At 47.9% G+C, this 25,039-nt stretch carries 23 protein-coding genes and 1 tRNA gene; 17 read left to right on the top strand and 7 right to left on the bottom strand.

What is annotated here, in order from left to right; translation table 11 throughout:
- The first annotated feature begins 53 nt into the window (after positions 1–53).
- The 9 genes from dapA to ACI351_RS06475 all read left to right on the top strand — a co-directional run bounded on the left by dapA (position 54) and on the right by ACI351_RS06475 (position 9,519).
- On the top strand, positions 54–947 hold the full coding sequence (gene dapA / locus ACI351_RS06515) for a 4-hydroxy-tetrahydrodipicolinate synthase (RefSeq protein WP_439734442.1): 894 nt from the start codon (positions 54–56) through the stop codon (positions 945–947).
- Complete coding sequence (locus ACI351_RS06510) at positions 947–1,828, top strand: aspartate-semialdehyde dehydrogenase (protein WP_439734441.1); 882 nt, start codon at positions 947–949, stop codon at positions 1,826–1,828. The genes dapA and ACI351_RS06510 overlap by 1 nt, the downstream gene beginning before the upstream one ends.
- Positions 1,825–2,496, top strand: a complete 672-nt coding sequence (locus ACI351_RS06505) for a 4-hydroxy-tetrahydrodipicolinate reductase (protein ID WP_439734440.1) — start codon at positions 1,825–1,827, stop codon at positions 2,494–2,496. The genes ACI351_RS06510 and ACI351_RS06505 overlap by 4 nt, the downstream gene beginning before the upstream one ends.
- Positions 2,493–3,908: a UDP-N-acetylmuramate--L-alanine ligase gene (locus ACI351_RS06500; RefSeq protein ID WP_439734439.1), complete on the top strand. Its 1,416-nt coding sequence runs from the start codon at positions 2,493–2,495 to the stop codon at positions 3,906–3,908. Before ACI351_RS06505 ends, ACI351_RS06500 begins: the two co-directional genes overlap by 4 nt.
- Before the next feature lie 287 nt (positions 3,909–4,195).
- Positions 4,196–4,870 (top strand): TetR/AcrR family transcriptional regulator, encoded by a 675-nt coding sequence (locus ACI351_RS06495; RefSeq protein ID WP_439734438.1) that lies wholly within the window; start codon positions 4,196–4,198, stop codon positions 4,868–4,870.
- A gap of 110 nt (positions 4,871–4,980) precedes the next feature.
- Positions 4,981–6,021 carry a phenylalanine--tRNA ligase subunit alpha gene (gene pheS, locus ACI351_RS06490; protein WP_439734437.1) on the top strand — a complete coding sequence of 347 codons (1,041 nt, stop codon included), beginning with the start codon at positions 4,981–4,983 and terminating at the stop codon, positions 6,019–6,021.
- 11 nt (positions 6,022–6,032) lie between these two features.
- A complete protein-coding gene (pheT, locus tag ACI351_RS06485) occupies positions 6,033–8,417 on the top strand; it encodes a phenylalanine--tRNA ligase subunit beta (protein WP_439734436.1) in 2,385 nt (794 codons plus the stop codon).
- Position 8,418: 1 nt separating this feature from the next.
- Complete coding sequence (locus ACI351_RS06480; RefSeq protein ID WP_439734435.1) at positions 8,419–8,679, top strand: hypothetical protein; 261 nt, start codon at positions 8,419–8,421, stop codon at positions 8,677–8,679.
- A gap of 288 nt (positions 8,680–8,967) precedes the next feature.
- A complete protein-coding gene (locus ACI351_RS06475; protein ID WP_439734434.1) occupies positions 8,968–9,519 on the top strand; it encodes a type IV pilin protein in 552 nt (183 codons plus the stop codon).
- A 35-nt stretch (positions 9,520–9,554) separates the two neighbouring features.
- On the opposite strand, the gene ACI351_RS06470 is transcribed toward ACI351_RS06475, so the two are convergent.
- Positions 9,555–9,941 (bottom strand): acyl-CoA thioesterase, encoded by a 387-nt coding sequence (locus tag ACI351_RS06470; RefSeq protein WP_439734433.1) that lies wholly within the window; start codon positions 9,939–9,941, stop codon positions 9,555–9,557.
- Between the two features lies 1 nt (position 9,942).
- Complete coding sequence (locus ACI351_RS06465; protein WP_439734432.1) at positions 9,943–10,359, bottom strand: secondary thiamine-phosphate synthase enzyme YjbQ; 417 nt, start codon at positions 10,357–10,359, stop codon at positions 9,943–9,945.
- A gap of 56 nt (positions 10,360–10,415) precedes the next feature.
- Here ACI351_RS06465 and ACI351_RS06460 point away from each other — a divergent pair, with 56 nt between their 5' ends.
- Both ACI351_RS06460 and ACI351_RS06455 read left to right on the top strand, forming a co-directional pair.
- On the top strand, positions 10,416–11,363 hold the full coding sequence (locus tag ACI351_RS06460; RefSeq protein WP_439734431.1) for a hypothetical protein: 948 nt from the start codon (positions 10,416–10,418) through the stop codon (positions 11,361–11,363).
- 59 nt (positions 11,364–11,422) lie between these two features.
- A tRNA-Gly gene (locus ACI351_RS06455) sits at positions 11,423–11,496 on the top strand.
- A gap of 116 nt (positions 11,497–11,612) precedes the next feature.
- Here the strand turns inward: ACI351_RS06455 and ACI351_RS06450 are convergent.
- From ACI351_RS06450 to ACI351_RS06440, 3 genes are all read right to left on the bottom strand, one after another.
- Positions 11,613–12,578, bottom strand: a complete 966-nt coding sequence (locus ACI351_RS06450) for a trypsin-like serine protease (RefSeq protein WP_439734430.1) — start codon at positions 12,576–12,578, stop codon at positions 11,613–11,615.
- A gap of 229 nt (positions 12,579–12,807) precedes the next feature.
- Positions 12,808–13,278, bottom strand: coding sequence for a hypothetical protein (locus ACI351_RS06445; protein WP_439734429.1), 471 nt, complete (start codon positions 13,276–13,278; stop codon positions 12,808–12,810).
- A gap of 140 nt (positions 13,279–13,418) precedes the next feature.
- Positions 13,419–13,916 carry an SH3 domain-containing protein gene (locus ACI351_RS06440; RefSeq protein WP_439734428.1) on the bottom strand — a complete coding sequence of 166 codons (498 nt, stop codon included), beginning with the start codon at positions 13,914–13,916 and terminating at the stop codon, positions 13,419–13,421.
- Positions 13,917–14,067: 151 nt separating this feature from the next.
- Here ACI351_RS06440 and ACI351_RS06435 point away from each other — a divergent pair, with 151 nt between their 5' ends.
- From ACI351_RS06435 to ACI351_RS06420, 4 genes are all read left to right on the top strand, one after another.
- Entirely contained in the window at positions 14,068–14,292 is a 225-nt protein-coding gene (locus tag ACI351_RS06435; protein WP_439734427.1) for a NifU family protein, read from the top strand.
- Positions 14,293–15,108 (top strand): PHP domain-containing protein, encoded by an 816-nt coding sequence (locus tag ACI351_RS06430; RefSeq protein WP_439734426.1) that lies wholly within the window; start codon positions 14,293–14,295, stop codon positions 15,106–15,108.
- A gap of 8 nt (positions 15,109–15,116) precedes the next feature.
- Positions 15,117–16,793, top strand: a complete 1,677-nt coding sequence (locus ACI351_RS06425) for a SulP family inorganic anion transporter (protein ID WP_439734504.1) — start codon at positions 15,117–15,119, stop codon at positions 16,791–16,793.
- Between the two features lie 241 nt (positions 16,794–17,034).
- Positions 17,035–17,685, top strand: a complete 651-nt coding sequence (locus tag ACI351_RS06420; RefSeq protein WP_439734425.1) for a hypothetical protein — start codon at positions 17,035–17,037, stop codon at positions 17,683–17,685.
- Between the two features lie 166 nt (positions 17,686–17,851).
- Here ACI351_RS06420 and ACI351_RS06415 read toward each other — a convergent pair whose 3' ends face one another.
- A complete protein-coding gene (locus ACI351_RS06415; RefSeq protein ID WP_439734424.1) occupies positions 17,852–18,976 on the bottom strand; it encodes an HD domain-containing protein in 1,125 nt (374 codons plus the stop codon).
- Between the two features lie 51 nt (positions 18,977–19,027).
- Here ACI351_RS06415 and coaD point away from each other — a divergent pair, with 51 nt between their 5' ends.
- Positions 19,028–19,516: a pantetheine-phosphate adenylyltransferase gene (coaD, locus tag ACI351_RS06410; protein ID WP_439734423.1), complete on the top strand. Its 489-nt coding sequence runs from the start codon at positions 19,028–19,030 to the stop codon at positions 19,514–19,516.
- Between the two features lie 372 nt (positions 19,517–19,888).
- Entirely contained in the window at positions 19,889–23,572 is a 3,684-nt protein-coding gene (locus ACI351_RS06405) for a hypothetical protein (protein WP_439734422.1), read from the top strand.
- Between the two features lie 82 nt (positions 23,573–23,654).
- Here ACI351_RS06405 and obgE read toward each other — a convergent pair whose 3' ends face one another.
- On the bottom strand, positions 23,655–25,031 hold the full coding sequence (obgE, locus tag ACI351_RS06400) for a GTPase ObgE (protein WP_439734421.1): 1,377 nt from the start codon (positions 25,029–25,031) through the stop codon (positions 23,655–23,657).
- Positions 25,032–25,039 lie beyond the last annotated feature (8 nt).

The following is a 25,039-nucleotide window of genomic DNA, read 5'->3' as shown; positions in this document are numbered from 1 at the left end:
TATACCAATTTAAATTGCTAAAATAAGAACAACCACTTTTATTTGGAGGCCCTATGTTTACCGGAGTTTATACCGCTTTGGCCACTCCTATGGCTGCTTGCGGTGGCGTAGATTATAACGCGCTCGGCCGTTTGTTGGATGCACAGCTTGCGTCCGGCATACACGGGCTTGTGCTGCTGGGAACCACGGCTGAAACGCCTACCCTGTCCGCAGCGGAAAAAAACGAAATTTTACGTTTTTGTACGCAGCGCATAAATAAACGTGTAAAAATTATTATTGGTGCGGGAACAAATTGCACCGCCTCCACCTTGGAGGCTGTCCGCGCCGCGCAGGCGTTTGATCCGGACGGCGTGCTGGTGGTTACACCGTACTATAACAAGCCGAATCCGTCGGGCCTTATCGAGCATTTTAAACGGATTGCTGCTTTGGGTACGCCCGTTGTTTTGTATCACATTCCGGGACGCACGGGGCTGAAACTGTCCGGCAATGTACTGGCGGAGTTACTGTCGGCTGTGCCGCAGTTGGCGGGGATTAAGGAGTCTGACTACGATATGGCGCACGTAACCGATACCGCCGTCAAATACGCGGGACGTTTGAGTTACTTGTGCGGAAACGACGATTTATTTCCCGAATATCTGGCGTTAAATGCGTCCGGCATTATCAGCGCGGCGGCCAATGTATTCGCCCCCGCCTTTGTGAAAATTTATAATTTGTTTACGCAAGGCAAGCCGGCGGAAGCATTTTCCGTATTTGCCGAGATTTATCCGCTGGTTAAAGCGTGCTATTTGGAAACAAACCCCATATGCGTCAAATATATGCTGTCCAAAATCGGCTTTGGCGGGGACACTGTCCGGCTGCCGTTGGGGGCAATATCAGCGGAGAACAAGGCTAAAATAGATGCATTGCTGGCCCGCACAAACAAAGAATTTTTTATTTCGGGAGATTAATGATGAAAACGGTTGGAATTATCGGGGTGAACGGTATGGTGGGGCAGAATATGCTCGCCGAACTTAAAAAAGTGAAAACGCCCTTTGAACTTAAGACTTTTGGCCGCAACGATGAAATTACGTCTGTGGATGTGGCTGTTTTATGTACGGATAATCCCGTCAGCCGCGAATTGGCGCCAAAAATTAAGGACCGTGTGAAATTTACAGTAGATATGTCCTCAGAATTTCGTATGACCGAAGGCGTGCCCCTCGTTATTCCGGAAATCAATGCGCACGCCGTTACCAAGGATACGCCCTTAATCGCCAGCCCTAACTGTACGACGACGGGTCTTGTCATGAGTCTTGCTCCGTTAAAACCCTTTTATCATTTTACGGAAGCGTTTTTCTGTTCGTATCAAGCTATCAGCGGCGGCGGTAAAAAACTGTTGGACGATTTTCATACGCCAGGGTCTTTATATGAAAAAAATTGTGTGCCGCTGATTGGATCCGTATTGGATAATGGCCACACGAGCGAGGAGCTCAAAGGATTGTACGAAACGCGCAAAATTATGGAACTGCCGGACATTAAGGTCTACTGTCATACGGTGCGTGTAGGGGTGGAAAATTCCCATTCGCTGGGCGTAACGCTCAAAGCCGCGGAAGTGTTTGATGTGGAACAAGTCAAAAAATTGTGGAATGCATTTCCCAATTTATCCTACAGTGAACACGTTGTTACACCCAAAGAAGTTTCCGGCAAAGAAACCACATTTATCTGTCGTTTGCGCAAGGATGTGGAAGATCCAAGAATCATCCATTATTTCGTTACATTTGACAATTTGCTCAAAGGTGCGGCGATGAACGGCCGCCAGATTGTGGAGCTGCTGCTGGAGAAATACATATGAAAAAAGCGTTAATTAACGGCGCCGAAGGGAAAATGGGCCGTGCGCTTATCCGGTTAATCGGGGCGCGGCCGGAACTTAGTTTGCAGGCTCTCCCGCGCGAGAGCGGGCAGCCGTTTCCGGCGGATTTTGACGTAGTGATTGATTTTTCTTCTCCGCAGGGCGCGCAGGAAGCGTTTGCCGCCGCCAAGCATAAACATAAACCTTTTTTAACGGGAACCACCAATCTGCCGGAGACATTTTTATTTCAGCTTCAACAGGAAGAAAAAATTGCGTCGTTTTTTGCGCCTAACGTCAGTTTAAGCGTTTACTTTTTTACAGAACTGGTGCGTCAAGCCGCCAAAATGTATGGCGGCTATGATATCAAGCTGCACGAAATCCATCACGTCCATAAAAAAGACGCGCCCAGCGGCACTGCTAAAACACTGGCGGATGCCGTAAATATGCCGTACGAAAAAGTAACATACGAACGTTTGGGCGAAACGGTGGGGACTCATATTGCCGCGTTTGATTCTCCTTTTGATGAAATAACGCTTGCGCATAAAGCTGTCACCCGCGATTTGTTTGCCAATTCCGCGTTGGAGATTGCTGTCTGGCTGATGAAACGTTCGGGTGGCTTTTATACGATGTCGGACTATGCAAAATTTAAACTGAAGGATAAGAAAAAATGAAAATTCACTTTATCGGTATAGGCGGCGTGGGAATGAGCGCATTGGCGCAGCTGCACGCGATGGGAGGAGACGAAGTCACCGGTTCCGACCGTTTAATCAGCAAAGGCTATACGGATATGGCCCTGTGGGATTATTTAAAAAAATTGAATATTAAACTTTTCCCGCAGGACGGCAGCGGTATTGACCGCCATACGCAGCTTGTTATTTTATCGTCTGCAATTGAGGAAGATAATCCGGAGTTTGTAAAAGCCAAGGCGCTCGGTATTCCGATGATGCATCGTTCCGAACTGTTGGCCAAACACGTGGCCGAACACCGTACAATCGCTGTTTCCGGTACCAGCGGGAAAAGCACGACCACTGCTATGGTATATGATATTTTGGCGTTTGCGGGATTGAGCCCGTCGGTCATTACAGGCGCGGCGATTTTGTCTCTGCAAAAAGAGCAGGGCGTTTTTGGCAATGTGTATAAGGGCGAGTCGGATATTTTAGTCATTGAAGCCGACGAGAGTGACGGTTCTATCGTTAAATACCGCCCGCATTTGGGGCTGTGCCTCAACTTGCAAAAAGACCATAAAGAAATTAACATTTTGCAGGGATATTTCAAAGAATTTATTTCGCATTGTAAAACCGCTGTTATTAATGCGGAAGAAGAAAATCTGCGCGTGCTTGCGCCGCAGGCTAAGACGTTCGGTCTGTCGCTTGGAGATGTACATCCGCAGGAAATTAAAACAGACGGGTTCGGTTCTGATTTTTCCATTCAGGGCCAGCCTTTCCGCTTGCAAGTGCCCGGGCTTCATAATGTAGCGAACGCCACCGCCGCTGTGGCCGCTGCGCTGCAGATGGGCGTAGATTTGGAAACGTGTGCCAAAGCGCTCAATAAGTTTCAAGGAATTGCGCGCCGTTTTGCGAGCGTGGGCAGCTACAATAAAATTGAAGTAGTGGACGATTTTGCCCATAACCCGCACAAACTGGGTGCAACGATTGCCGCCGCCCACCTGCGCGGAAAGCGAGTACTGGCGTTTTATCAGCCGCACGCGTTTGCGTCTATTAAGCTGTTAACGCAGGAATTTGTGGACAGTTTTGCCAAACACATCGGCCCCGAGGACCATTTATGGCTGACGGAAGTGTATTACCCGGGCGGAACCATTCCGCAGGGCGTTTCCTGCCGTTCGGTGTATGACGGTTTAAAAGCGCGCGGTGTAAACGTGACGTATGACGGTTGCCGCGAAAAATTGCTCGCGCAGATGGCCGCCGCGGCCCAACCCGGAGATATTGTGCTGGTGCTTGGCGCGCGCGACCCGACGCTGACGGACTTCGCCCGCAAACTGCTTTCGCTGCTGAAGGAGCCGAAAGAGAAAGACGGGTGTGGGGCGTGTATGTTAGGCAACTGTTGTATGGCCTACAAGAAATAATAAACAACTGATGTTATCTTGCGTAATTCGCAGCACGGACGGAAAGTATTTTTTTCGTCCGTTCTTACTTATTAGGGCCAACAATTTGTTAAATTCTGTTATCTTGTGCGTCCCTCGGCCTTGACGTGGCTACAGCCACGCCTATGCGGCCGACTAGCCCGCACAATCTAAAGCGAATTTAACAAATCAGGCAATCTTCTATTGTGTTATTCTGTTTTTCTCAAAATAACCTTATTGCTTACAAAATAGTGTGTTTGGTATACTGTACTTACCGGTAGGTAAAACATATGGCTAAAAACATTGAACCCGAAAAGACCGATAAGACCGAACGTGAAACGCGTATGCGTACCGCTATTAAAAAAGCGGCGTTTGCGCTGATGGCTGAAAAAGGGCTGGATAAAGTGTCCATGCGCGAAATCGCGGAAAAAGTGAATGTTACCAAACCCGTTTTATATTATTACTTCAAAAATAAAGAAGACCTGTGCCACAGTATTATCGCCGAACATGAAGAAGCGTTCTGCACGTTGCTGGATATCGTGGGCAAAGAAGCGCTGGGGCCGGAGGACATTATCCGCAAGGGGCTCCTCTCTCACCTGGATTTTTTTACGCGCGATCCTATCCATTCCAAATTTGTGCTTCAAATGATTGCCTACACGCTAAACGCCAAAAGTTTAACGCCTCCCAAAAACCATAAAAACACGCATGAAAAATTGGCCGCCACCCTGCAGGCCGAAGAGAAAAAAGGGCTCCTTCCCAAAGGCTCGGCCAAAGATGTGATGGCGCTGGTGTCCGGGTTGTCTTCCAGCATTATGCTGGACGCGTATTTCGAACAGCATGTGCGTAAACTGATTAACAAAAATACCATGCCCTGCGTCAGCCGTCTGCACAGCAAAGAAGATGCGGAACGCTTGGCCAAAATTATTTTGCTGGGCGTAAAAGCATACTATAAAGACGCAAAATAACCACCGGCGGAAAATTTTACGGTAACACGGAACGCACAAATCTTTGTTTGCGTTCCGTTGTTTTTTGCAAACTCTCCTATACGTCCGCCGAAAATACTATAATAAAATATATGACTATCCAAGAATTTCAAACTTCCTGCGGTGCTATAGAGCAGGAATATAAAAATAAAATTGCGCAGGCGGATTCGCTTTCCGCTGTGGAAGAACTGCGCGTGGCTGCCCTTGGGCGTAAGGGGGCTTTGACCGAACTTTTAAAAGCTCTCAAGGATTTTTCTATTGACGACAAAAAAACCGCGGGCCCGCTGGGCAACACGCTTAAAGCGTCTTTGTCTGCTATGTTCGACGAAAGAACGGAATTTTTTGCCGCCAAACAAATTAACGACGAACTTAACAAAACCGAAATCGATTTAACGCTGCCCGGTTACCCCGTGGCCAAAGGCCACCGCCACCCGCTTTCCGTGGCGCAGGACCGTATGACGGAGATTTTATCCCGCCTGGGTTTTGAATGGGCCGAAGGTCCGTGGGTGGAGGACGAAAAGCACAATTTTGATTTGCTCAACATTCCGCTCCACCACCCCGCGCGCGACGCGCAGGATACGTTTTTTGTGGATGGGAAAATGCCGCTCGTGCTCCGCACGCACACTTCTAACGTGCAGAGCCGGTATATGGAAAAACACAAACCGCCGCTGCGTATTATGGCTCCCGGCCGCGTGTTTAGAAACGACAGTCTGGACGCTACCCATAGTCCTGTGTTTCACCAAATCGAAGGGTTGTATGTGGACAAAAATGTCAGCTTAGCCGACCTCAAAAGCGATTTGACCGCTTTTATGAAAGGACTCTTTGGCGACAAGGCCGAAATCCGTTTCCGGCCGTCCTTTTTCCCATTTACGGAACCCAGCGTGGAAGTGGACGTAAAATGCGTATTCTGCCAGGGCAAAGGCTGCAATGTTTGTAAAGGCAGCGGCTGGATTGAAATGCTTGGCGCGGGCGTGGTACATCCCAATGTGTTGAGAAACTGCGGCATTGATCCCGAAGAATACAGCGGCTATGCGTTCGGTATGGGGGTGGAACGCTTGGCGATGATGATGCTCAACATCAAAGATATCCGCACGTTCTACGAAAACGATTTGCGCATACTGAAACAGTTTTAAGGATTTTGCAAATGAAGATACTTTACTCTTGGCTGAAAGATTTTATCGATTTGGATTTAACCCCCGAAGAACTCGTCAAAAAACTGACGGACCTCGGCATTGAAGTGGCTTCTGTGGAAACCACGGGCGCGGATTTCGAAGGCGTAAATGTGGCGCAGATTATCAAAATTGAGGACCACCCCAATTCCGACCATTTGCACCTCGTCACGCTGGATTTGGGCGGCGGCAAAACGCAGCGCGTGGTGTGTGGCGCGCCGAATGTAGCTGTTGGTCAAAAAGTGCCTTTGGCCCGAGTGGGTGCACGGTTGGGTAAAAATGTATTGAAACCGGCCGTTATCCGCGGGGTGGAATCGGAAGGAATGATTTGTTCGTCGGACGAATTGGGTCTCACGCAGACTCGGGCCCGCGGCATTATGGTATTGGACGAAAGGTTGGAACTCGGCACGGATGTTTCTGCTCTCTACGGCAAGCCGGATTCGCTGTTTGATTTGGAAATCACGTCCAACCGTCCGGACTTGTTGTCCCATTTAGGTATGGCGCGGGAATTGGGCGCGCTCTTAAACAAACCCGTCAAACTGCCGGAAATCAAGGAGATTAAAGGCGAAGGTAAGGCGTTAGATGTAGAAATTAGAAACCCGCAAGGGTGTGCGCGCTATATGGGGCGGGTTATCCGCGGCGTGAAAAATGCGGAATCGCCCGAATGGATGAAAACCCGTTTGGCTGCGATGGGCCTCAACCCCAAAAACGCGCTTGTCGACGTAACCAACTACGTCATGTTTGAACTGGGCAACCCGCTGCACGCGTTTGACCTGCGCGAAGTGGAAGGCGGAAAAGTGGTTGTCCGCAACGCCGAAGAAGGCGAAAAATTTACGATTTTGGGCGGCCGCGAACTGGAACTGAATCCCAACTGCCTGATGATTGCCGATGAAGAGAAAGCTACCGCTTTGGCGGGAATTATGGGCGGGCTTGACAGTGGAATTAAAGATGATACGCAAGATATTTTTATAGAAGCCGCATATTTCAATCCGCCGACGGTAAACAAAACGGTCAAAAAATTTGCTGTTTCGTCCGATTCTTCCCAGCGGTTTGAACGTGGTACGGATATTGAAGGTGTTGCCCTCGCAATGCGCCGCGCAAGCGATTTGTTTACGCAGATTTGCGGCGGTACAGCTTCGGAAATTAACGACGTATATCCCGAAAAATTCGAAAATCCGGCTGTGGAATTTACGCCCGCGGAAATTAACAGCATTTTGGGGGCGCAAATTCCGGAAGAAAGGCTGAAAGAAATCTTCTCCCGTTTGGCGGCTGAATTTAATGCGGACGGAGATAAATGGACTTTTAAAGCTCCTTCTCACCGCCGTGATTTAAACCATAAATGGGATCTCGCGGAAGAAGCCGCGCGTTTTGCGGGATATGATATGATTCCCGTCAGCACCACCAAGGCCGGCTTATCGTTTGCCGAAAACCCGAAAGGAATTGACCTCGGTAAAAAATTTGCGCGCGCACTTATCGGTTTTGGCTTCTGTGAGTGTAAAAATATTGATTTCGTTGGCGAAAAAGAAATTAAAGCGTTTGGTTTTTCCCCAAAATTTTGCATCAAAGTCAAAAACGCACTTGCACAGGGATGGGATTATCTGCGTCCGACGCTGCTGCCTTCGCTTCTTAAAAACATAGAGAGCAATTTCCGCTTCGGCAACAATAATTTGGCGTTGTTCGAAACCACCAAAACATTCCAATCCATTAAGGGTTTCCCCGTGGAAGGCTATAGCGTCGCCGGTGTGTTGTCGGGCACGCTGGAACAGGAAAAATTCTTCGGCGCGAAAGAACGCCCCGTCGATTTTTATCTGCTTAAAGGGTTGGTCGGCGCGCTTTTGGCGGACGTGGACGGCGTGTCGCTCGTCCCGTCCAAAAACGTACCCGGTTACATGCACCCCAAAATTTGCATGGATATCGTGCTGGGCGGCAAAACGATTGGGCTTTTCGGCAAACTCCACCCGCTGACGCTGAAAGCGTTCGGCATTAAAACGCAAGAGGTATGGGTGTTTGAATTTGCCACCAAACTAATTGAAAAAGCGTACAGCGCGCAGGATTTCAAACCGGCCAAAGATTTGCCGGTATTTCCGCCGTCTCTGCGTGACTTGTCCGTGGTGCTGGACAAATCCGTAACATATGCGCAAATTGCGTCCGCTTTGGATAAAACGCCGCTGGACGTCAGCCTTTCGTACAAATTGATTGATTTGTATCAAGGCGAACATTTGCCCGAAGGCAAAAAGAGCGTTACGTTTTCGCTTGCGTTTTCGCACTCCGAGCATACGCTAAAAGACAAAGAAATTGACGAAGCGTTTAACCGAATCGTCGAACAGCTGCGCACGCAAACGGGCGCGGAACTGAGATAATATGCAAGAAAAACTCAAACAGTTGGAGCTGTTGATTTCCAAAATGGTTACCCGCCAGCAGGCACTCCAAGACGAGAATGATGCGCTGAAAGCGCGCATTCGCGTACTGGAAAACGGTGCGGAAAAATGGAAAGAAACAGACGGCGAAGTCCGTGCGCTGAAAGAATGGAAGAAGAATGCGCAGACGGTACTCAAACGCTTGGCGGTCAAGCTGGAAAAAGAAATTGCCAAAGCGCAGGAGGAAGAGCAAAAAATCGTCTGACGTTTGGGTTTTTGATGGAAGTTTTAAACCGCTCCGGAAGTTTTTTCCCCAGGGCGGTTTTTTATTGTTTTGTTGGCGGTGGTAGGGCCAAAACAATGTGGCTCCATTAGTCAAAAGAGCGCGGACAAACAGGGGCCCGCCGGTAGGGGTTGAATTGTTTTTTTTTGATACGATAGGGTTATTCCGTAGTGTTTCTGCGTGGGCACTTCCGATTGGGGTTTGTTTGCTTAAAAGCGGTAGTTCCTGAACAGAAACCTCTCAGGATGACTTTTTGATGGGGGATAATAAATGAAAGGTTTTACGTTTTGTCGTCACCCTGAATTTGTTTCAGGGTCCAGTAAAACAGGTTTTACTTTAATCGAATTATTGGTTGTTGTACTCATTATTGGTATTTTGTCAGCTGTGGCACTTCCGCAGTACCAAATGGCGGTGGGAAAAGCGAGAATTGCGCGTTTGCTGCCGCTTGTGCGCGCGGTTAAAGAGGCGCAGGAAGCGTATTATATGGCAAACGGGGACTATGCCGTCCATTTTGAAGATTTGGATATTTCCATTCCCACTCCCAACTCTATTACGGCAGGTTCTGGCTCTTGGCGCGGGGACCGTGCCAATTATGACAAATGGTCGATAGCTTTATTATCGTCTGCCCAGCGCGTCTATGGAAATACGTATTTTGCGAATAATTCTTTTGGCTATGGTATGCTTTTGCACCATGGTTTGAGAGAGTTTCCGTGCGAAAACTTGGCCATAGTATCTGGCGATTTGGCGGAGAAATTGGCCCGTTCGATGGGCGGGGTAAAAAAACAAACCTCTGGAAGTACCGTTTATTATTGTCTTCCCTGATAAGGAAAGGGCGGCTTTTGGCCGCCCAAGTATTTTTAAATTGCAGGCCCTAACGCGGCTTTTACGTCGGCCCCCATGGGTACGGGCATGCCGGAAGCGTTCACGCACACCAGCGTGGTTTTGCCTTTGGTGCACAAACGGCCGTTTTGGTTGGTGATAATGTTTTCAAACACGATTTTAATGTCCGAAATTTCCAATACTTTCGTGTCCACGTTAATTACGTCCCCGTAGCGTACGGAAAATTTATATTCCACTTCCTGCCGCGCGACGACAAAGTAAAGTCCCCGCTGCATGAGAGCCGGAACGGAGAAGCCTTTTTCTGCCATGTAAAGCGTGCGGGCTTCTTCAAAATATTTTAAATAATTGGCGTAGTAGACTACGTTGCCGCAGTCGGTATCGTGGTAAAAAATAGTTTTTTGCATATCATTCTCCGATAATTTTGATTAAAATGCGTTTATTGCGCTGCCCGTCAAATTCACCGTAAAAAATGGTTTCCCATGGGCCGAAATCTAAACGCCCGCCGGTAATGGCTACCACCACTTCGCGTCCTAACAGGGTGCGTTTGAGGTGCGCATCGCCGTTGTCCTCTCCGGTCAGGTTATGTTCGTATTTATCTGCTCCGTACGGGGCAAGTTTTTCGGTCCAGCGCAGGAAATCCGCGTGCAAGCCGCGTTCGTTGTCGTTAATAAATACGCTGGAAGTAATGTGCATTGAATTAACCAAACAGAGGCCCTCTTTTACGCCGCTTTTGGTAACGGCCTCTTCCACTTTCGGCGTAATATTGACGATTTGATAGCGTTTGTCTGTACAAACGGTTAGATATTGCGTATAAGATTTCATATAATAAATTATACTTGATTTTAACGGGCGGACCTCCGTTCTTATTGGAAAAGACAATGAAACAAGACGAACTGATGAAACTATTGCGTAATCCGGCTGAGTACCGTAAGAATAAACAGCAAGCCGCGGTCAACTCCGCTGCGCCGAGTGCAGCCAAAATACAGTCACGCGAAGAAAAAAAGAAACAAGACGTTGTGCTTTTGGCTGTAGGGATCGGCGTAGTGTGTTTGACACTAATTACGTTGGTATTTTATTTGAATGCTAAGAACCGTGCGGAAGATTTAGTGGCGGCGTTGGATCCGGACCAGTTGCAGGGCTTGGTTTTAAAAGATAAAGAGTTTAATCCCAATACGGAAGTGACGGTCATCAACGTGCAGGAAGGGCACGACCGCAGCGTTGCTGTTACCCAGCTGGGCTCCACGCTGCCCGTTATTAGCCGTTTTAATTATAAGACATTTACTCCGCAGAGCTTTGAAGTTGTCGGCGCAGCTCCGTGGGCACTGACAATGAATTTTTCATCCAATTTAAACGATCCAGATTTAATGCGTTACTTATTGGCCAATGATAAGCTGATTGAGGCGTTTTTGCATCGTCCGGACGTAGAACCTTTGCTTACTGACCCGCAGATGTTGGTCGCGTTTGCGTCTGATGAGAAAACGTTGAACGAGTTTTTTGAAAGCGATGTGGTAAAAAAGGTTCTTTCCAACGAAAAAATGGTACAGGCCATATCGGCAAGCCGCTGGATGAGTTATCTGCTGATTAGTACGTCCGGCAAATACTTTCGCAAACATCCGCAGGAGGCGGTAGCGGTAATCGCTAACAGTCCGTCTTTACAGAAATTTCGTACCAATCCATATGTTCGTGCGGCCATACAAAATAACCGTTATTTAAAAGATATTGCTAAAACAGTGTTAGAGACCCGGCCTCAGGCAGAAAACCGCCAGACCATAACGGCACAGTCCGCGGACAAAAAATCATCGAGTGTTTCATCGAAGAAAAAATAAAGTTGTGAAACCGTAAAAAATTTGTTATACTATTTATGTTAGAAGTAGATAGATTTTATGCGGGCGTGGTTCAATGGTAGAACGCGACCTTGCCAAGGTTGAGACGAGAGTTCGATTCTCTTCGCCCGCTCCATATAAAACTCCCCCTGCTGACGCAGGGGGATATCTTTTTATACCAATTCCCGTATCCTGATTGTAAGCAGGGGAAATTTCATTAGGTTGGTCTAGCTCTTGCAACTAAATAAAAAATTATAAATTTTCCGTTACTGAACGCACCGACTCTATAATCGCCCGATAATTTTTGCGGGATTTACGTACCAAGTACGGGTAAGCATCTTTCCATTCCAACTTATAAAAATCGCTTCCCATCACGCTTTCCATAAACGCGGCGATGTCGGCGTTAAAAACAGGAAACATAAAAAAATCTTCTGTTCGTGTATTAGCCGCGTTACGTGGCGCAGTGGTTAAATTCCCTGAAATCATTCCTAGCAGTTCCCCTGTATTCGTTACTACGCCCGACCCGCTCATCCCCTTAATAATGCCAAAATTAGTTGTATAGGCATATCCTAACGCATTTACATAATGCACGGGATGCGGGTTAATTTTAACCTCCCTTTTTCCGCCAAAAATGGAAATAACGGAAATTTTGCGGTCCAAAATATAATTGCCGTCATCAAACCGTACAAGTGGGGGAAACTCGGGGCTTTGGATATGTTTTAACTGGCTGGCGGCGCGGCGGTTTTTATTCAGAAATGACTTAAAAACTTGTGCGCTCACGATCGCATTTACTTTGCCTCGGCGGTAATAAACAAGCGGGGTACGGTCCAAATCCAACCGGAAAAGGGCAAAATCGTTCTGTGCCAAGTGGCCGGCATACTCCGGATGGATAAATACGGCAGGGTGTTTGGCAGAATGTTCCACCGCTGCGCGGGCAGAAACAGATTGTTCCAGCAAATCCAGTTCTATGCGGCAGCCGTTATCACAAAGCGGGGTAACGCAATGGGCCGCCGTAGCAAACCACCGCCGTCCGATACGCGTGGCTTGGCATTTACCGCCGTGCACGGAATTTGATGAGGGAATGATATAATACTCAAACGTATGGAAAAAATCTTCTTTTTTGGTATGTTTAGTTTCGTCGGTCACGCTGATAACGTTTACCTGCGAAAATGCGGGCGATACGACAGTAAAAAATAAACACAAAATAAATTTTTTCATAGAAACATTATACCAGTTTCCCCTCATTTTTATTCCTGTCTACTTCCCCGCCTTTACACCTGCTAAATTTATGAACAGCAATTATTGTTGGAAATCAAACACTATTTTGAATCCAACACCCGCTAATCTCCGTTTTTTGGTGGAGATTTTTTGCTGCGACATTCTTTTTGTATATAAAAACAACGGATAAGAGTTTTCTTATCCGTTGTGTAAATTGGAGAGTGTTTTCTTATCTGGCAGCGGTGCGGAAAAAATTCCCTTTTACGTTGCGCGCCAAACGCACGCGGCCCATCGTTTTATCCGCTTGTACCAACACATTTTTAGATGTCGGCTTAATCATTTCTTCTGCCACGCCGAAAATATCACCCTGTTTTACAAGCCCTAACTGGCCGTGATTGTTGATTTGCACTTCCAGTTTGAGTGCGCCGTCCAAACTTTCGGCGAGTAAATCCTCCTCGCCCATTGTAAACTGAAGCGGAAATTTGGGATTTACCACCCGTTTGATGGCTACGGGAACATCGGCCTCATTTTTCACGATAATGGCGCAAGAGTTATTATCGGACTCCGCCATACTGACCAAACGGTCCGGTACGGTAATGGTGCCCGAAATATTAAAGCGTCCTTCGCTGACGGAACGCGCCAAGCTGAAAGCGCACGCAATCACACTGGCAGCGGCCGCCGCAATTAAAATTTTCTTCATATCTATATTTTACCCTTTTTGCGAAACCTTTGGCAAGGCTGCTTATTATACACAGTATATTCCATTTCCGATTTTTTTCAAGATCGAAGACGACAAAAAAGGGGCCGGCGAAAGCCCCTTTTTTCAACTGTAAAAACAACTTATTGTTTAAAGAAGCCCCACAGATTGGAGTTATACACCCAGCCTGTGCATTTTTCGGCTTTGGGATCAGCAGGATCGTCTACTACCTGAATCCATTTACCTTTTTTGGAGAGGTATTTCATCGGATAACCCTTCTCCACCGTGCAAACGATGTCCGCGCTGGCCGAAGGATCTTTGCGAACATTCAAATCTACTTTGGCAGACATACCGCCGGCGGGACTTAACAAATCGGCGGAAATCCAGCCGTTGAACCCTTCGAAATCTTTTACCAATACCCAAGTTTTATCCTCATTGGTTTTTACCATAATAACGGGTGTATATCTCCACGCGTACCATTTGATAGAACATTTGGTGCCGGCGCAAGAGCGGATATTGGCTCTTTTGGCGTTAACGCTGGCGTATTTCTGCGCAAAAACGGTCGCGCCCGCAAAAGCTACAAGCGCAACTAAAGCGATAATTTTAGCTAAAAGCGCAACTAAAGCGATATTTTTTTTCATATACCTTTTCTCCTTGCCAAAGGCTTAAAAACATTACCCCAAAAGTATAGCAATATTTTCGCCAAAAGCGCAATTTTTTTACAAGATTATTTTCCCGCGGCTGTATCCAAAAAAGCTATAATAAAGAAAAATCGCGTTTTTTGGAGAAATTATGAAAGAAAAAGTAGAAGACGTAATCGGACAAATCCGTCCCATCCTGCAAGCCGACGGAGGTGACATTCAACTCATCGGGGTAGATGAAAAAACCGGTATCGTAACCGTTGGCCTGCGCGGCCGCTGCGGCAGCTGTCCTCACGCCCAGATGACATTACAAGCCGTTGTGGAAAAGAAAATTAAAGAACTTGTTCCCGAAGTGACAGCGGTGAAACGCGTCTAAATGCCTAAAATCGATTTGCATACCCATTCGGACTTTTCGGACGGGACCTGTTCTCCCGAAGAAGTGGTGCACGCTGCGTTGAAATCCGGCGTAGGCCTTTTTGCGCTGACGGATCACGACACCACTGACGGCGTACGCCGTGCCGAAGCCGTATGTAAAGAGTACCGCATCCTGTTTACCGCCGGAGTGGAAATCAGTACGCGGGAACACGACCACCTGCATTTTACTGGATACAATTTAAATCTGGACAATCCGCAATTCCAAGCCTTTCTGGCGCAAAACCGCGAAAACCGCAGAAACCGTATCCGCCAAATTATCCGCCAACTCATCAGCGCAGGAGTAAATATTACGGAGGAAGACGTGTTTAAACGCGCGCCCAATACTGTTTCCCGCGCTCACGTGGCGGATGCGCTGAAAGCCAACGGAGTGGTTCCTACCCGTCAGGAAGGATTCCGCCGTTACTTGGTAAAAGGCCAAGTGGGGTATGTGCCTTCGGCGGGTGTAACGGCGGTGGAAGCCATCCGGCACATTAAACGCGCGGGCGGCGTGGCCGTTATCGCCCACCCGGGAATTGTGGCCGAACATTGGAATTTTCCTGCGTGGACGGAAGCCGGTTTAGACGGGATAGAAGTGTTTTATCCCGCTCATACATTTACGATGAAGCAGGACCTCCTCGCTTTGGCGCGGAAATACGGGCTTTTGGCTACTGCCGGATCTGATTACCACGGCCTGCACGGCGGACGGATTACTTCCGCCGGAATGCAAATTCCGCAATCCCATTACAACAAACTATTGCATAAATTATTTAACCAATAAAAATTATGATGTTAAAACCCAAATTTCTGACGCTTTTGCAAAACCGTCCGGAAGATTTTACCTCTCAACGGATTTTGAAAGATTTAAGCGCGGGCCTTGTAGTGGCCTGCGTCGCTTTGCCGCTGTCGATTGCGTTAGCGATTGCCTCCGGTGTTACGCCCGAAAAAGGCTTGATTACTGCTGTGGTGGCAGGATTTTTGATTTCACTTTTGGGCGGGTCCCGCGTGCAAATCGGCGGACCGACGGGGGCATTCGTTGTTATTGTCTACGGGATTATCGAAAAATTCGGCGTAGCCGGTCTCTTGACCGCTACCATTATGGCCGGTATTTTTTTAATGCTGATGGGTCTTTTAAAATTCGGTGCGTTTATTAAATTTATTCCTTACCCCGTAACCACCGGATTTACCAGCGGTATTGCCGTGGTACTGTTTTCCACCCAAATCAACGACTTTTTAGGAATGGGACTAACCAATCTGCCCGGCGATTTTTTTGCCAAGTGGGACGTATACCTGCACAGCTTTGGGCAAACGAACCCGATGACGCTGGCTGTTGGAGTGTTAACCTTGGCTATTATTATTTTTTGGCCTAAAAAATGGCGGGCGTTTCCGGGGTCTTTGGCCGCGCTCATCATTGCGACACTCATCGTTAAATGCGCGGGGTTAAACGTGGCCACCATTACGTCTACGTTCGGGCAAGTGGACGGTACGCTAGTGATGCCGCATATGCCCGGGGAAGTCAATCTGGAAGTAGTACGTAAACTGCTGCCCGCCGCATTTACGATAGCATTTTTAGCCGGTATTGAAAGCTTGCTCTCCGCTGTAGTGGCAGATGGTATGATTGGCAAACGCCACCGTTCTAATATGGAGCTTGTAGCTACCGGCGTGGCGAATGTGGCCTCCGGTCTTTTTGGCGGCTTGCCCGCTACGGGAGCCATCGCCCGTACAGCAGCCAATATCGAAAACGGCGGACGTACCCCTATTGCCGGAATGGCTCACGCGGTATTTTTGCTGATTATGATGATGTGTCTGATGAAATACATCGGGCTAATTCCGATGACCTCGCTGGCCGCCATTCTATTTCTGGTAGCTTACCGGATGAGTGATTGGAGGTCCTTTGCGGCGCTCTTTAAAGCGCCCGCCAGCGATATTGCCATCTTGTTGACCACTTTCACGCTGACCGTAGTGGAAGATTTGGTGGTAGCGATTGAATTTGGCCTCGTACTGGCGGCTGTACTATTTATGAAGCGTATGAGCGATGTGTACCAAATTAAAAACACAGACGATGATTTGTTTGACGAAGTTCGCCGCAAAGATGACATTGACACTAAAATTATTGCCAAACACGTCAGTGTTTATGAAATTAACGGACCATTCTTTTTTGGTGCGGCCAATAAATTTTTGGATTCGCTTGAAAATCACAAGGACTGCAAAGTGTTAATTTTACGTATGCGCAGCGTGCCTGCCATTGACGCTACAGGCTTTCACGCCCTTGAACGCATTTATGACCGCTGCCAGAAAGATGGCGTACAGCTGATTTTATCCCACGCACAAAAGCACGTGTTAAAAACGCTCGACAAATACGGTTTTATCCAAAAGTTAGGAGAGGATCATATTTGCAAAAATATCGATGCTTCATTAATGCGCGCCGAATCGATTGTCAGCGGACGAAAGCACTTTTTGGAATAACTGCCACACTTCAAGAAACTCCCTCAGCGTGAGTTGGGGGAGTTTTCAAAAGTCGTATAAAAAACTTGGCAAAAGTTGGGCCTGTTGAAATATGATGGTTTAAAATGGTGTATTTAGCGGCCACGCTTTGCTGCAAAAACGGGACCTAGAATGATATAGGTCCAAATTCTCCCCAATCTAGGTCTAAAGGCCCTCGAAAATTGCTGCCTGAAAAGTCATACTGTTATAAAGAGAGAAAATTATGAAAAACATTTTTTTTATTTTAATTGCTTGTTTGTTGGGTACAATGGTTAATGCCGCGCCGGCTCAAACGGGATCGGTCAGCCGCCGCGATTTAATGATTCAATTTTATGCCCAGCAGCGCAGTCGTGCTGAGATGGGGGAAAAATTTTTAACGGCTGTCAAAAAAGGCGATCTGCAGACGATTAGCGAAATGGAATCCCGCGCACAAGACGGGGCTTATCTGCTGGCTGTGGACAAATTCGGTAATAATGCTTTTCACTTGGCGAAGGACGCCTCTACTTTACAGGTTGTAGCGCGTTCAATTCGTAAGTTGTATCAGAACGAATTCCCTGCTAAAATTATCGATTTAAAAAATCAGTCTAACCATTCCGGCGCTATTCCCGCTGTACAGACAATACTTGATTTGAATCCCGGGAAATTTTTTATTCTGTTGGAAAACAGCTCCTTGCAAGAGTCTATCCGTCGGGTAAAATCGATCAGTAAAGGTGGGGCATTGGATGTGGCGGCTTCTGCCTTGGCAGACGAAGTGGTCAAACAGCTTCAAATTGCAGACGGGTTTACGGTAGTGGATTTTGCCCGCGCGCACGAACAGGTGGAAGGAATGGATAAAGTGGTCAGCTTTTTTAACGAGAACGTGCCTTATCTGTAAACGCTTTTTGAACAATTTTTATCCTCACACCTCCGGCACCCCTCCGGAGGTGTCCCCATTTATATAGGAGCAAAGCGCTCCATATAAGAGATCTTAGCGGCTTGGCCTAGAGAATGTCTCGCTGCTAATAAGAGGGGGGCGTTCTGGAAAAGCACAGCCTGCAAGGCTAACTGAAGAATTTAATAGAATTCGGGAGAATTACGTCTTCCATTACATTCAAGGCGAAAGAATCGGTCATTCCGGCAATATAATCGGCGATTATATCTTCAAGTAGGGCAGGATCTTCGCGGTAGACTTTCTTCATTGAACGCATATATTTGGCAAAGCTGTATGCGGTTTGCTTTCCTTCGCGTTCGTATGCAGGATAATCAAATCCGTAACGTTCAAATAAACAGCGGAAATAATCGAACAAATCGCGGATACACTTGTCGATAGTTTCTTTGCGCTGGCGCATTTGTTCGTTATGATAAATGCGTTCATAATTAAACGTACGAAGTTGGGAAATGAGCGCGAATTTTTCATCGGAAAATCCAATACAGTCGCGGTCTTTGGAGTGATTAATCAAATCAAGTGCGAGCGTATTGATAATTTCTCCGTTCGATTCGCCTATTTCTTCGCGTACGGCTTGGGGAATGTCTTTTGTGGTAATGAGGTCGGCTTTGACAGCATCCTCAATATCTCTGCCCAAATATGCGATTTTGTCGGATAATCGCACAATGCATCCTTCATAAGTGGAGGGCATTTGGCTGCGGCCGGTAATTTTTTCTAAATCGTTGGGTGTTAAGGCGGGACGGAGCTGGTTATTGGTAAAATCTTCGCCGCAGTGGCAGATGATACCGTCTTTCACGGCGAAAGTTAAGTTAAGTCCTTCTCCGTAATTGGCCAGATGTTCCACCACGCGGTAGCTGTTGAGTTCGTGCAAAAAGCGTTTGGGGCGCGTTAAACAAGCGTCAATGGCGCGTTCTCCTTCGTGGCCGAAGGGAGCGTGCCCAATATCGTGGCCGAGTCCGATAGCGTAGGCTAAATCTTCGCTTAATTCCCAGCGTCCGCTTTTATTGAGCCCGCGGCAAATAGTCGCTGCAATGGTAGCGACGTGCAGCACGTGTTCGATACGGGTGCAGATGTGGTCGTTATTGGGGGCGAAGAATACTTGCGTTTTGTGTTTCAGCCGCCGGAACGGCAGGGAATGAATGATTTTTGTTTGGTCGCGAAAATACTCGTCGCGCAGATCCGGAGAGTGCGGATGTGTGCGGCGGAGATAAATTTCTTCGCTGAACGGATTTTTTATCATAAAATTATGATACCATAATATAACAGCCCCCGCACGGGGCCGGAGACCGCTATGAACATAAAAAGAGCTATCTATACAGGCAGTTTTGATCCCGTTACTAACGGACACGTGGACATAATCCGCCGCGCCCGTGATGTGTTCGGCTCGCTGACGGTGCTTGTTATTCCCAATGCGGCTAAGCATCCGCTCTTCACGCTGGAAGAACGCCGTGCGTTATTAGAAGAAGCACTGCGTGGAGAAAACGGTGTAGAAGTGGCCGTTGCAGACGGAGGCCTCTTGACAGATTATATGCAATCACACGGATACAGTGTGATTGTACGAGGCCTTCGCGGTACGCAAGATTTGGAGCACGAACTGACTAATGCCTATTATAATCAAGCCTTTTTGCCAGAGGTGGAAACTGTTTTTCTGCCCGCGCGGACGGAGTGGACGTATGTCAGTTCTTCAGCGGTGCGTGAGGCGTTTTTATACGGGGCTGATGTTTCCCGCTGGGTGCCAGCGGGGGTGATGCGCGCACTGGCTGGAAAAGGGCGGCGTTAAGCTCTCCCCCGACTGAGAAAAGTTTCCTTATAACCTAAAAGGCCTATACTAAAAATGGGTCTTTTATTCTGTTGTCCGGGACACAAAAGTTTACTAAAATATAACTGGAGACGGATAAAAGGAGCTTTTATGTACTGTGCCCAAAAGTTACAATTTGTGTGCCGGTGCTTACCCCAGCGGTTAAAGCCGCAGACGGCGGGGAGTCTTTCCTCGTTCCGTATTTCTCTTTTTAGTTTTCCCGTATTTTTACAATGTTTTGATTGTCCGTGTAGTAGAGTCCCTTTTTTTATAGGGCCAAAAACCAGTATGTTCTAGGTCTTTTGGCCCTATTTTTTTGTCGTTTCGTTTGGCATACTGTAATAGAGGAGATTTATGAGAGCGTTATTATCGTTATTATTAAGCGTCTGTCTTTTAGTCGGCAGTGTGACACCTTCGCTGGCGCAAGTGTGGCGAGGCGGCCGACAGGTGGTAAAAGGCGCCCGTAGGCTGCCTCAATCTCTTGAAAAGGCAGCCTCGTCCACTGTTGCTCCTAAAGGCTTTTCCCTTACTCTTAGCAGCCGGATTTCCCGATTAGCCCTACAACAAACTCCTACGTCAATCTCCATCCGTACCCAAATGAAAAGCGGACAACGCAATGGCTTGGCCAGACAGATTTTATCCGTTCGTTCTTTGGCAGAACAAGCGCCTTTGCTGCGCAATGAATTTGTTACGCTGGCGCTTGAAAAACACGTCTCCTCCAATGAACTTTCCCAAGCCGTTGCCTTTTATCGTGCTGATTTACAAAAATCTTCTGCCTCTTTGGCGCAGTTTTCTGGACAAAATTTCGACGAAGCGTTTGCTTCTGCTTACGAATCTTCCTCTCCGTTGGCGCAAGATTTTCTCTCTGCGCGTGATGCTTTAACCGACGCGGCGGCGTTAGGGCTGTTTGGTTCCAAGGCGGATGCGCCTGTTTTAGTGTCTTTTTACCAACAAGCGAAAGGAACTGCTTTTGAGGATCTAGCTGCGGCCGTTACTGCGCGCGGTTTGCTGTGCCAGGGAGCGTACGAAGAATTGGCCGTTTGGGCCCAAGCAAACGCAGCGGATAATTTCTTTTGGCAGGAACTGGCCGCTTATACGCAAGAACACGGTATTGCCGTGGAATGGGGCGTTGAATTTACCGGAAAAACAGTAGATGTTTCTCCGGTACAGAAACAATTTTTAAGCAGCGGTTGGGCATTCAATGCACTAAACGCCGATTTCAGCCGCGCTGCTACTGAAAAATGGCTCTCTTTGGGCAAAGAATTCCCTGCGCATGCTCCCGCCGTAAAAACGGCTGAAACGCTGTCCGCTGCTTCAACAGAGGTAACTGCTCCCAATCTTTCGCAAGCGTTATCCGGTGTGCAACTTACTCCCTCTAATTTAGGGGTGGCTCCAGTTGAAATGGCTTCCTCTGTGTCTGCCGCAGAAGTACCTCCTGTGCCTGCGCAAGTTAAGACTCCTGCCGTCGCACCGGCAACCGCTTCTTCCAACTCTGGTATGTTGTACAGTGGCATTCCCGTTTTTGCGATGGCGGACGCCGTGAAAAAGACTTATCAAGGGTTGCGTCGGTTGTTCAGTGGCAAAAAAGCCACGCAACCCGCTGTACCCGAAGAACCCGGGCTGCACGAAAATACCGTGCAACCGGTGTATGAAGCCCGCCGCGTAGCTGCCGATGAAGCAGTGGATGATTGGATCAATCCTATGCCGTTCGTGCCGGTGGAAGTGGCTGAGAACGGATTTAAATTAACGGTGGAAAATGAAGACGGTGTGGAAAGTATTTTAAAGAATGTAGAGATTACGATTGATGCTTCTATTAAAACAAAAGGATATAACCGGATTACGTTCCGTAAAGACCATATTTTTGAATTGCGTAATTTAACGTTAGAACCTGGACAAATGGATCACTTCTTTTTTGAAATGCCCAATACCAATGGAGAACTCGTTCGGTTGGGTATGGGGGCGCAGAATCTCCACCTGCCGCGCCCGCTGCGCATAAAATTGGAAAAAGTTCCCAATCAGCGCTATAAAGTCCGTTCCTTGGGTGTATATAAAGACGAATCTTCCCCCCTGCTGATGACAGCGGATGTGGATGCCTCTCTTGTTCCTGCGGAGAGCGGATATTTGCTTGCAGACGAGGGTGGAGCTATCTGGTTTGTAAGTGAGGAAACCGGCCGCCGTACGCTGTTGGACGGATATTATATCCGTTTGCCGAAAGAGGACAGCCGGTATTGGACGAGAGTGATGCAGCAGGATGGACAGCCGTTTACGTTGGGGGTTCATTCTACCAGCCGTAAAACCACGCTTTTAACAATGTCTGTACCCTCCCTACAAATCGGGTTAGGTAAAACGACGGCACCGGAACTCAATGCCCGTACGAACTTGAGCGAATCGACTTCCAGTATGATTATGCTGGGCATTAACAACGTCCTGCCCATCTTGATGGGTTTTGTACATCCCCTGCTTAAACGCTACGGCGAAGCGGCGGTGGCCCGTTGGGGAATGGGTTTCTTCTTGGCGGGCGGTTTAACTGCGCTGGGCAGCGGGTTGTACGGTGCGCTGGGTGATGGCAGTATGACATCTTTGCAAACGGTTGGTTTTATTACCTCCAGCATCCTTATCGCGATGGGCACGAATATCACCCGTTTTGTACAGAATATTTTAATCAGCGCTAACCGCGGGGTTCCCACGCTGGGGGATTCGTTTAAAAAGAAACCTGTAGTAAAAGGCGCTGCCACAGAAGTTCCGGATTTCGCGCATTTCACTAAACGCATTAAAGAAGTCGCCCGCTTTAAAAAAGGCGTCGTCCGTGACGGCGCCCTCTTCCAAACGGCCAGTATGTTTAAAAATATCGGCACGATGGCGTTTTTGGCGTTCCCTTGGTTGGCAAACAGAGTTAGTGAGCTGGCGTTCGGAGTCAACCTCGGATTGGATTTTTCTGCCAGTTATGTTCCCTATACGTTGTGGGCCGGTTGGACGGCGTGGAAATTAAGCAGGACCGCTTATAAAGATGCGTTTCCGATGAATTTGAATGTAGTGGAAAATCGATTTAGAGAGTTGTTGGCGAGTTCTTTCAACGGAATGGAAAAATTGTCGGCGGAGGCTTTAATGGCCGAATCCGGCGAAATGACGGCGTTGGCTAAAAAACTCAGCGGGATGATAGATTCGCTGACTGCGGTAGAAGTGCGTCATAAAAAAGGCGACGGAAAAAAATTGATTCAGCAGCATGAAGCCGAAGCGGTACAAGCGTTCCAAGAAGATTTAATTTCTAAAGGGGTTCCTGCCGCACAGGCGGAGCAGGCTGGGCTTGAGTTGCAAAAAGCATTTGATACCTTGGGACACCGCAATGTTCGCTTGTGGGACGTGTTTCGCTTGAAAGCCTTGTCCCCCAGCTTGTTGGCAATGACGTTGGCTACGGTGCACGAATTGAGCGTTTCCAACGGGTTTGCCTTTGCAATGCATGACGTGTTGGGAGATGGCACCTACGCCAATGCACTGACGGCGTTAACCTTATACGGTTCAATGTCCGTCGGACGTATTTTGGGTAACTTAATCAGCCGCTACTTAAGCGGGGGCAGTATGTATGCATTGTCCTCTTTGTTTTCTATTGGCGGAACTGCCTTAATGGCTTTTGCGGGCGACAGTATTTCCCAACTGATGACAGGGGCGGTAATTGCAAGCTTTGGGGTAGGAAATTTTTTCTCCCAGATGTATGAATATATGACGGGGCTGTACCCTAAATATAAACGCGAAATCTCTCTGCTGATTAACTATACGATGCCGCTAGCGGCTGTAATGTCTTTTCCGATGCGCTGGTTGGTCAATTATACAGGGGTATCCGGTTTAGATTTGATGCTGTCCGGTGCGGCTGTGACAGGCAGTGTAATGCTGACTCCCGGGATGTTAGCAAACTCCACGGTGGTGCAAGTTGCTAAATACGAAGGCGGCCGTATGTGGACGAAAATGAAGAATTTATTTAAAGGCGGCGGAAAGCATAACACCCCTTCAGACAATTTGGATGATGCAGTAGCGGCGCAGTGAGTTTTAAGTAAACATAAAAACCCCCTGTAAAAACAGGGGGTTTTATCTCAAGACAATTCCTCAGATACCCGAGAGCTCGCAGTTATTTTTTGCCTTCGCGGCGTGCTTTGCGTTTGGCCAGACGTTCGGCTTTCGTTTCACGCCGTTTGTAGCCGGCGTGTTCGGGCGAGGTGGGAGCCTCTTCATCAAAATCGCCGTTCCATTCAAATTCGCGTCCGCCTACAATCAGCGTATCGCCGTCCTCGACGCCGTATTTCAAAAGGGCTTTTTCCAAACCAATTTTTTTGAAGATTCCGCGCAGACGCGTTACGGCTTCGGGTTGGTTGAAATTCGTCATCGCGATAAACTCTACCACTTTTTTCCCCGTGATGTGGATGATATCGTTCTCATCGCGAACAATGGAGAAAATCGGTTCCACTTTGTGCGTGGCGGACGTTTTTTCTTCTATAACAGGCTGTTCCACCGGCGTAGCGGCCAGGATTTTTACCACTTCGTCGAGCACTTTATTGACTCCTTCGCCCGTAGCGGCGGACATCAGCATTACTTTGTGCTTTTTAAATTTCTTTTTGATGGTTTCGTACGCCTTTTGGGCTTCCGGCAAGTCCATTTTGTTTACCGCAATAATACGCGGTTTTTCAAAAAGTTTTTTATCGAAGGCTTTTAATTCTTCTTCAATCACTTTGACGGATTTTTCTGCACTCATCCCGTCAAACCCGCTTGGGTCCACCAAATGTAAAAGCACGCGCGTGCGTTCAATGTGTTTTAAAAATTGGTGTCCGAGTCCTTTGCCTTCGCTGGCGCCCTCAATAATTCCGGGAATGTCCGCCGTGGCGAAGCTGATTCCTTTGTGAAGTGTAATCCCTAAGTTGGGATTCAGTGTGGTAAACGGATAATCCGCAATACGCGGCCGTGCCGCCGAAATACGGCTTAAAAATGTGCTTTTACCCGCGTTAGGGAAACCGACCAATCCCAAGTCCGCCAGTACTTTGAGTTCTAAAATAAGCGTGACTTCTTCCCCTGGCTGGCCGTTTTCGGCAATATGCGGTGCGGTATTATTGCGCGTTTTAAATGATTGGTTTCCGCGTCCGCCCATACCGCCGCGCGCGACGGTAAACTGCTGGCCGGCTTGGGTTAAATCGGCGATAACGCGTCCGTCCTGCTTGACAATGGTTCCGCACGGCACGCGGATGATTTTGTCTTCGCCCGCTCGGCCTGTTTTGTTGTATGTGCCGCCTTTTTCGCCGTTTTGGGCTTCGATATGCGGATTATACGCCAGTTCCAAAAGCGTGGTTAAATTGGGTTCAGCTTGCAGAATAACGTCGCCGCCGCGGCCGCCGCAGCCGCCGTTGGGGCCTCCGAATTCGATAAATTTTTCTCGGCGGAAGGATAAACAGCCGTCTCCGCCTTTTCCGGCAGTTACATAAATTTTAACGCGGTCTAAAAAACTTCCCGATTGCATAATGTCCT

It is taken from the genome of Candidatus Avelusimicrobium sp., from assembly GCF_051874775.1.
In the GTDB taxonomy this organism is placed as follows: Bacteria; Elusimicrobiota; Elusimicrobia; order Elusimicrobiales; family Elusimicrobiaceae; genus Avelusimicrobium.
This window is presented reverse-complemented; position numbering and strand designations above follow the sequence as displayed.

Coding starts and splice junctions, on each gene's coding strand:
- dapA (WP_439734442.1), top strand. CDS start 54: ATGTTTACCGGAGTTTATACCGCTTTGGCCACTCCTATGGCTGCTTGC.
- ACI351_RS06510 (WP_439734441.1), top strand. CDS start 947: ATGATGAAAACGGTTGGAATTATCGGGGTGAACGGTATGGTGGGGCAG.
- ACI351_RS06505 (WP_439734440.1), top strand. CDS start 1,825: ATGAAAAAAGCGTTAATTAACGGCGCCGAAGGGAAAATGGGCCGTGCG.
- ACI351_RS06500 (WP_439734439.1), top strand. CDS start 2,493: ATGAAAATTCACTTTATCGGTATAGGCGGCGTGGGAATGAGCGCATTG.
- ACI351_RS06495 (WP_439734438.1), top strand. CDS start 4,196: ATGGCTAAAAACATTGAACCCGAAAAGACCGATAAGACCGAACGTGAA.
- pheS (WP_439734437.1), top strand. CDS start 4,981: ATGACTATCCAAGAATTTCAAACTTCCTGCGGTGCTATAGAGCAGGAA.
- pheT (WP_439734436.1), top strand. CDS start 6,033: ATGAAGATACTTTACTCTTGGCTGAAAGATTTTATCGATTTGGATTTA.
- ACI351_RS06480 (WP_439734435.1), top strand. CDS start 8,419: ATGCAAGAAAAACTCAAACAGTTGGAGCTGTTGATTTCCAAAATGGTT.
- ACI351_RS06475 (WP_439734434.1), top strand. CDS start 8,968: ATGAAAGGTTTTACGTTTTGTCGTCACCCTGAATTTGTTTCAGGGTCC.
- ACI351_RS06470 (WP_439734433.1), bottom strand. CDS start 9,941: ATGCAAAAAACTATTTTTTACCACGATACCGACTGCGGCAACGTAGTC.
- ACI351_RS06465 (WP_439734432.1), bottom strand. CDS start 10,359: ATGAAATCTTATACGCAATATCTAACCGTTTGTACAGACAAACGCTAT.
- ACI351_RS06460 (WP_439734431.1), top strand. CDS start 10,416: ATGAAACAAGACGAACTGATGAAACTATTGCGTAATCCGGCTGAGTAC.
- ACI351_RS06450 (WP_439734430.1), bottom strand. CDS start 12,578: ATGAAAAAATTTATTTTGTGTTTATTTTTTACTGTCGTATCGCCCGCA.
- ACI351_RS06445 (WP_439734429.1), bottom strand. CDS start 13,278: ATGAAGAAAATTTTAATTGCGGCGGCCGCTGCCAGTGTGATTGCGTGC.
- ACI351_RS06440 (WP_439734428.1), bottom strand. CDS start 13,916: ATGAAAAAAAATATCGCTTTAGTTGCGCTTTTAGCTAAAATTATCGCT.
- ACI351_RS06435 (WP_439734427.1), top strand. CDS start 14,068: ATGAAAGAAAAAGTAGAAGACGTAATCGGACAAATCCGTCCCATCCTG.
- ACI351_RS06430 (WP_439734426.1), top strand. CDS start 14,293: ATGCCTAAAATCGATTTGCATACCCATTCGGACTTTTCGGACGGGACC.
- ACI351_RS06425 (WP_439734504.1), top strand. CDS start 15,117: ATGTTAAAACCCAAATTTCTGACGCTTTTGCAAAACCGTCCGGAAGAT.
- ACI351_RS06420 (WP_439734425.1), top strand. CDS start 17,035: ATGAAAAACATTTTTTTTATTTTAATTGCTTGTTTGTTGGGTACAATG.
- ACI351_RS06415 (WP_439734424.1), bottom strand. CDS start 18,976: ATGATAAAAAATCCGTTCAGCGAAGAAATTTATCTCCGCCGCACACAT.
- coaD (WP_439734423.1), top strand. CDS start 19,028: ATGAACATAAAAAGAGCTATCTATACAGGCAGTTTTGATCCCGTTACT.
- ACI351_RS06405 (WP_439734422.1), top strand. CDS start 19,889: ATGAGAGCGTTATTATCGTTATTATTAAGCGTCTGTCTTTTAGTCGGC.
- obgE (WP_439734421.1), bottom strand. CDS start 25,031: ATGCAATCGGGAAGTTTTTTAGACCGCGTTAAAATTTATGTAACTGCC.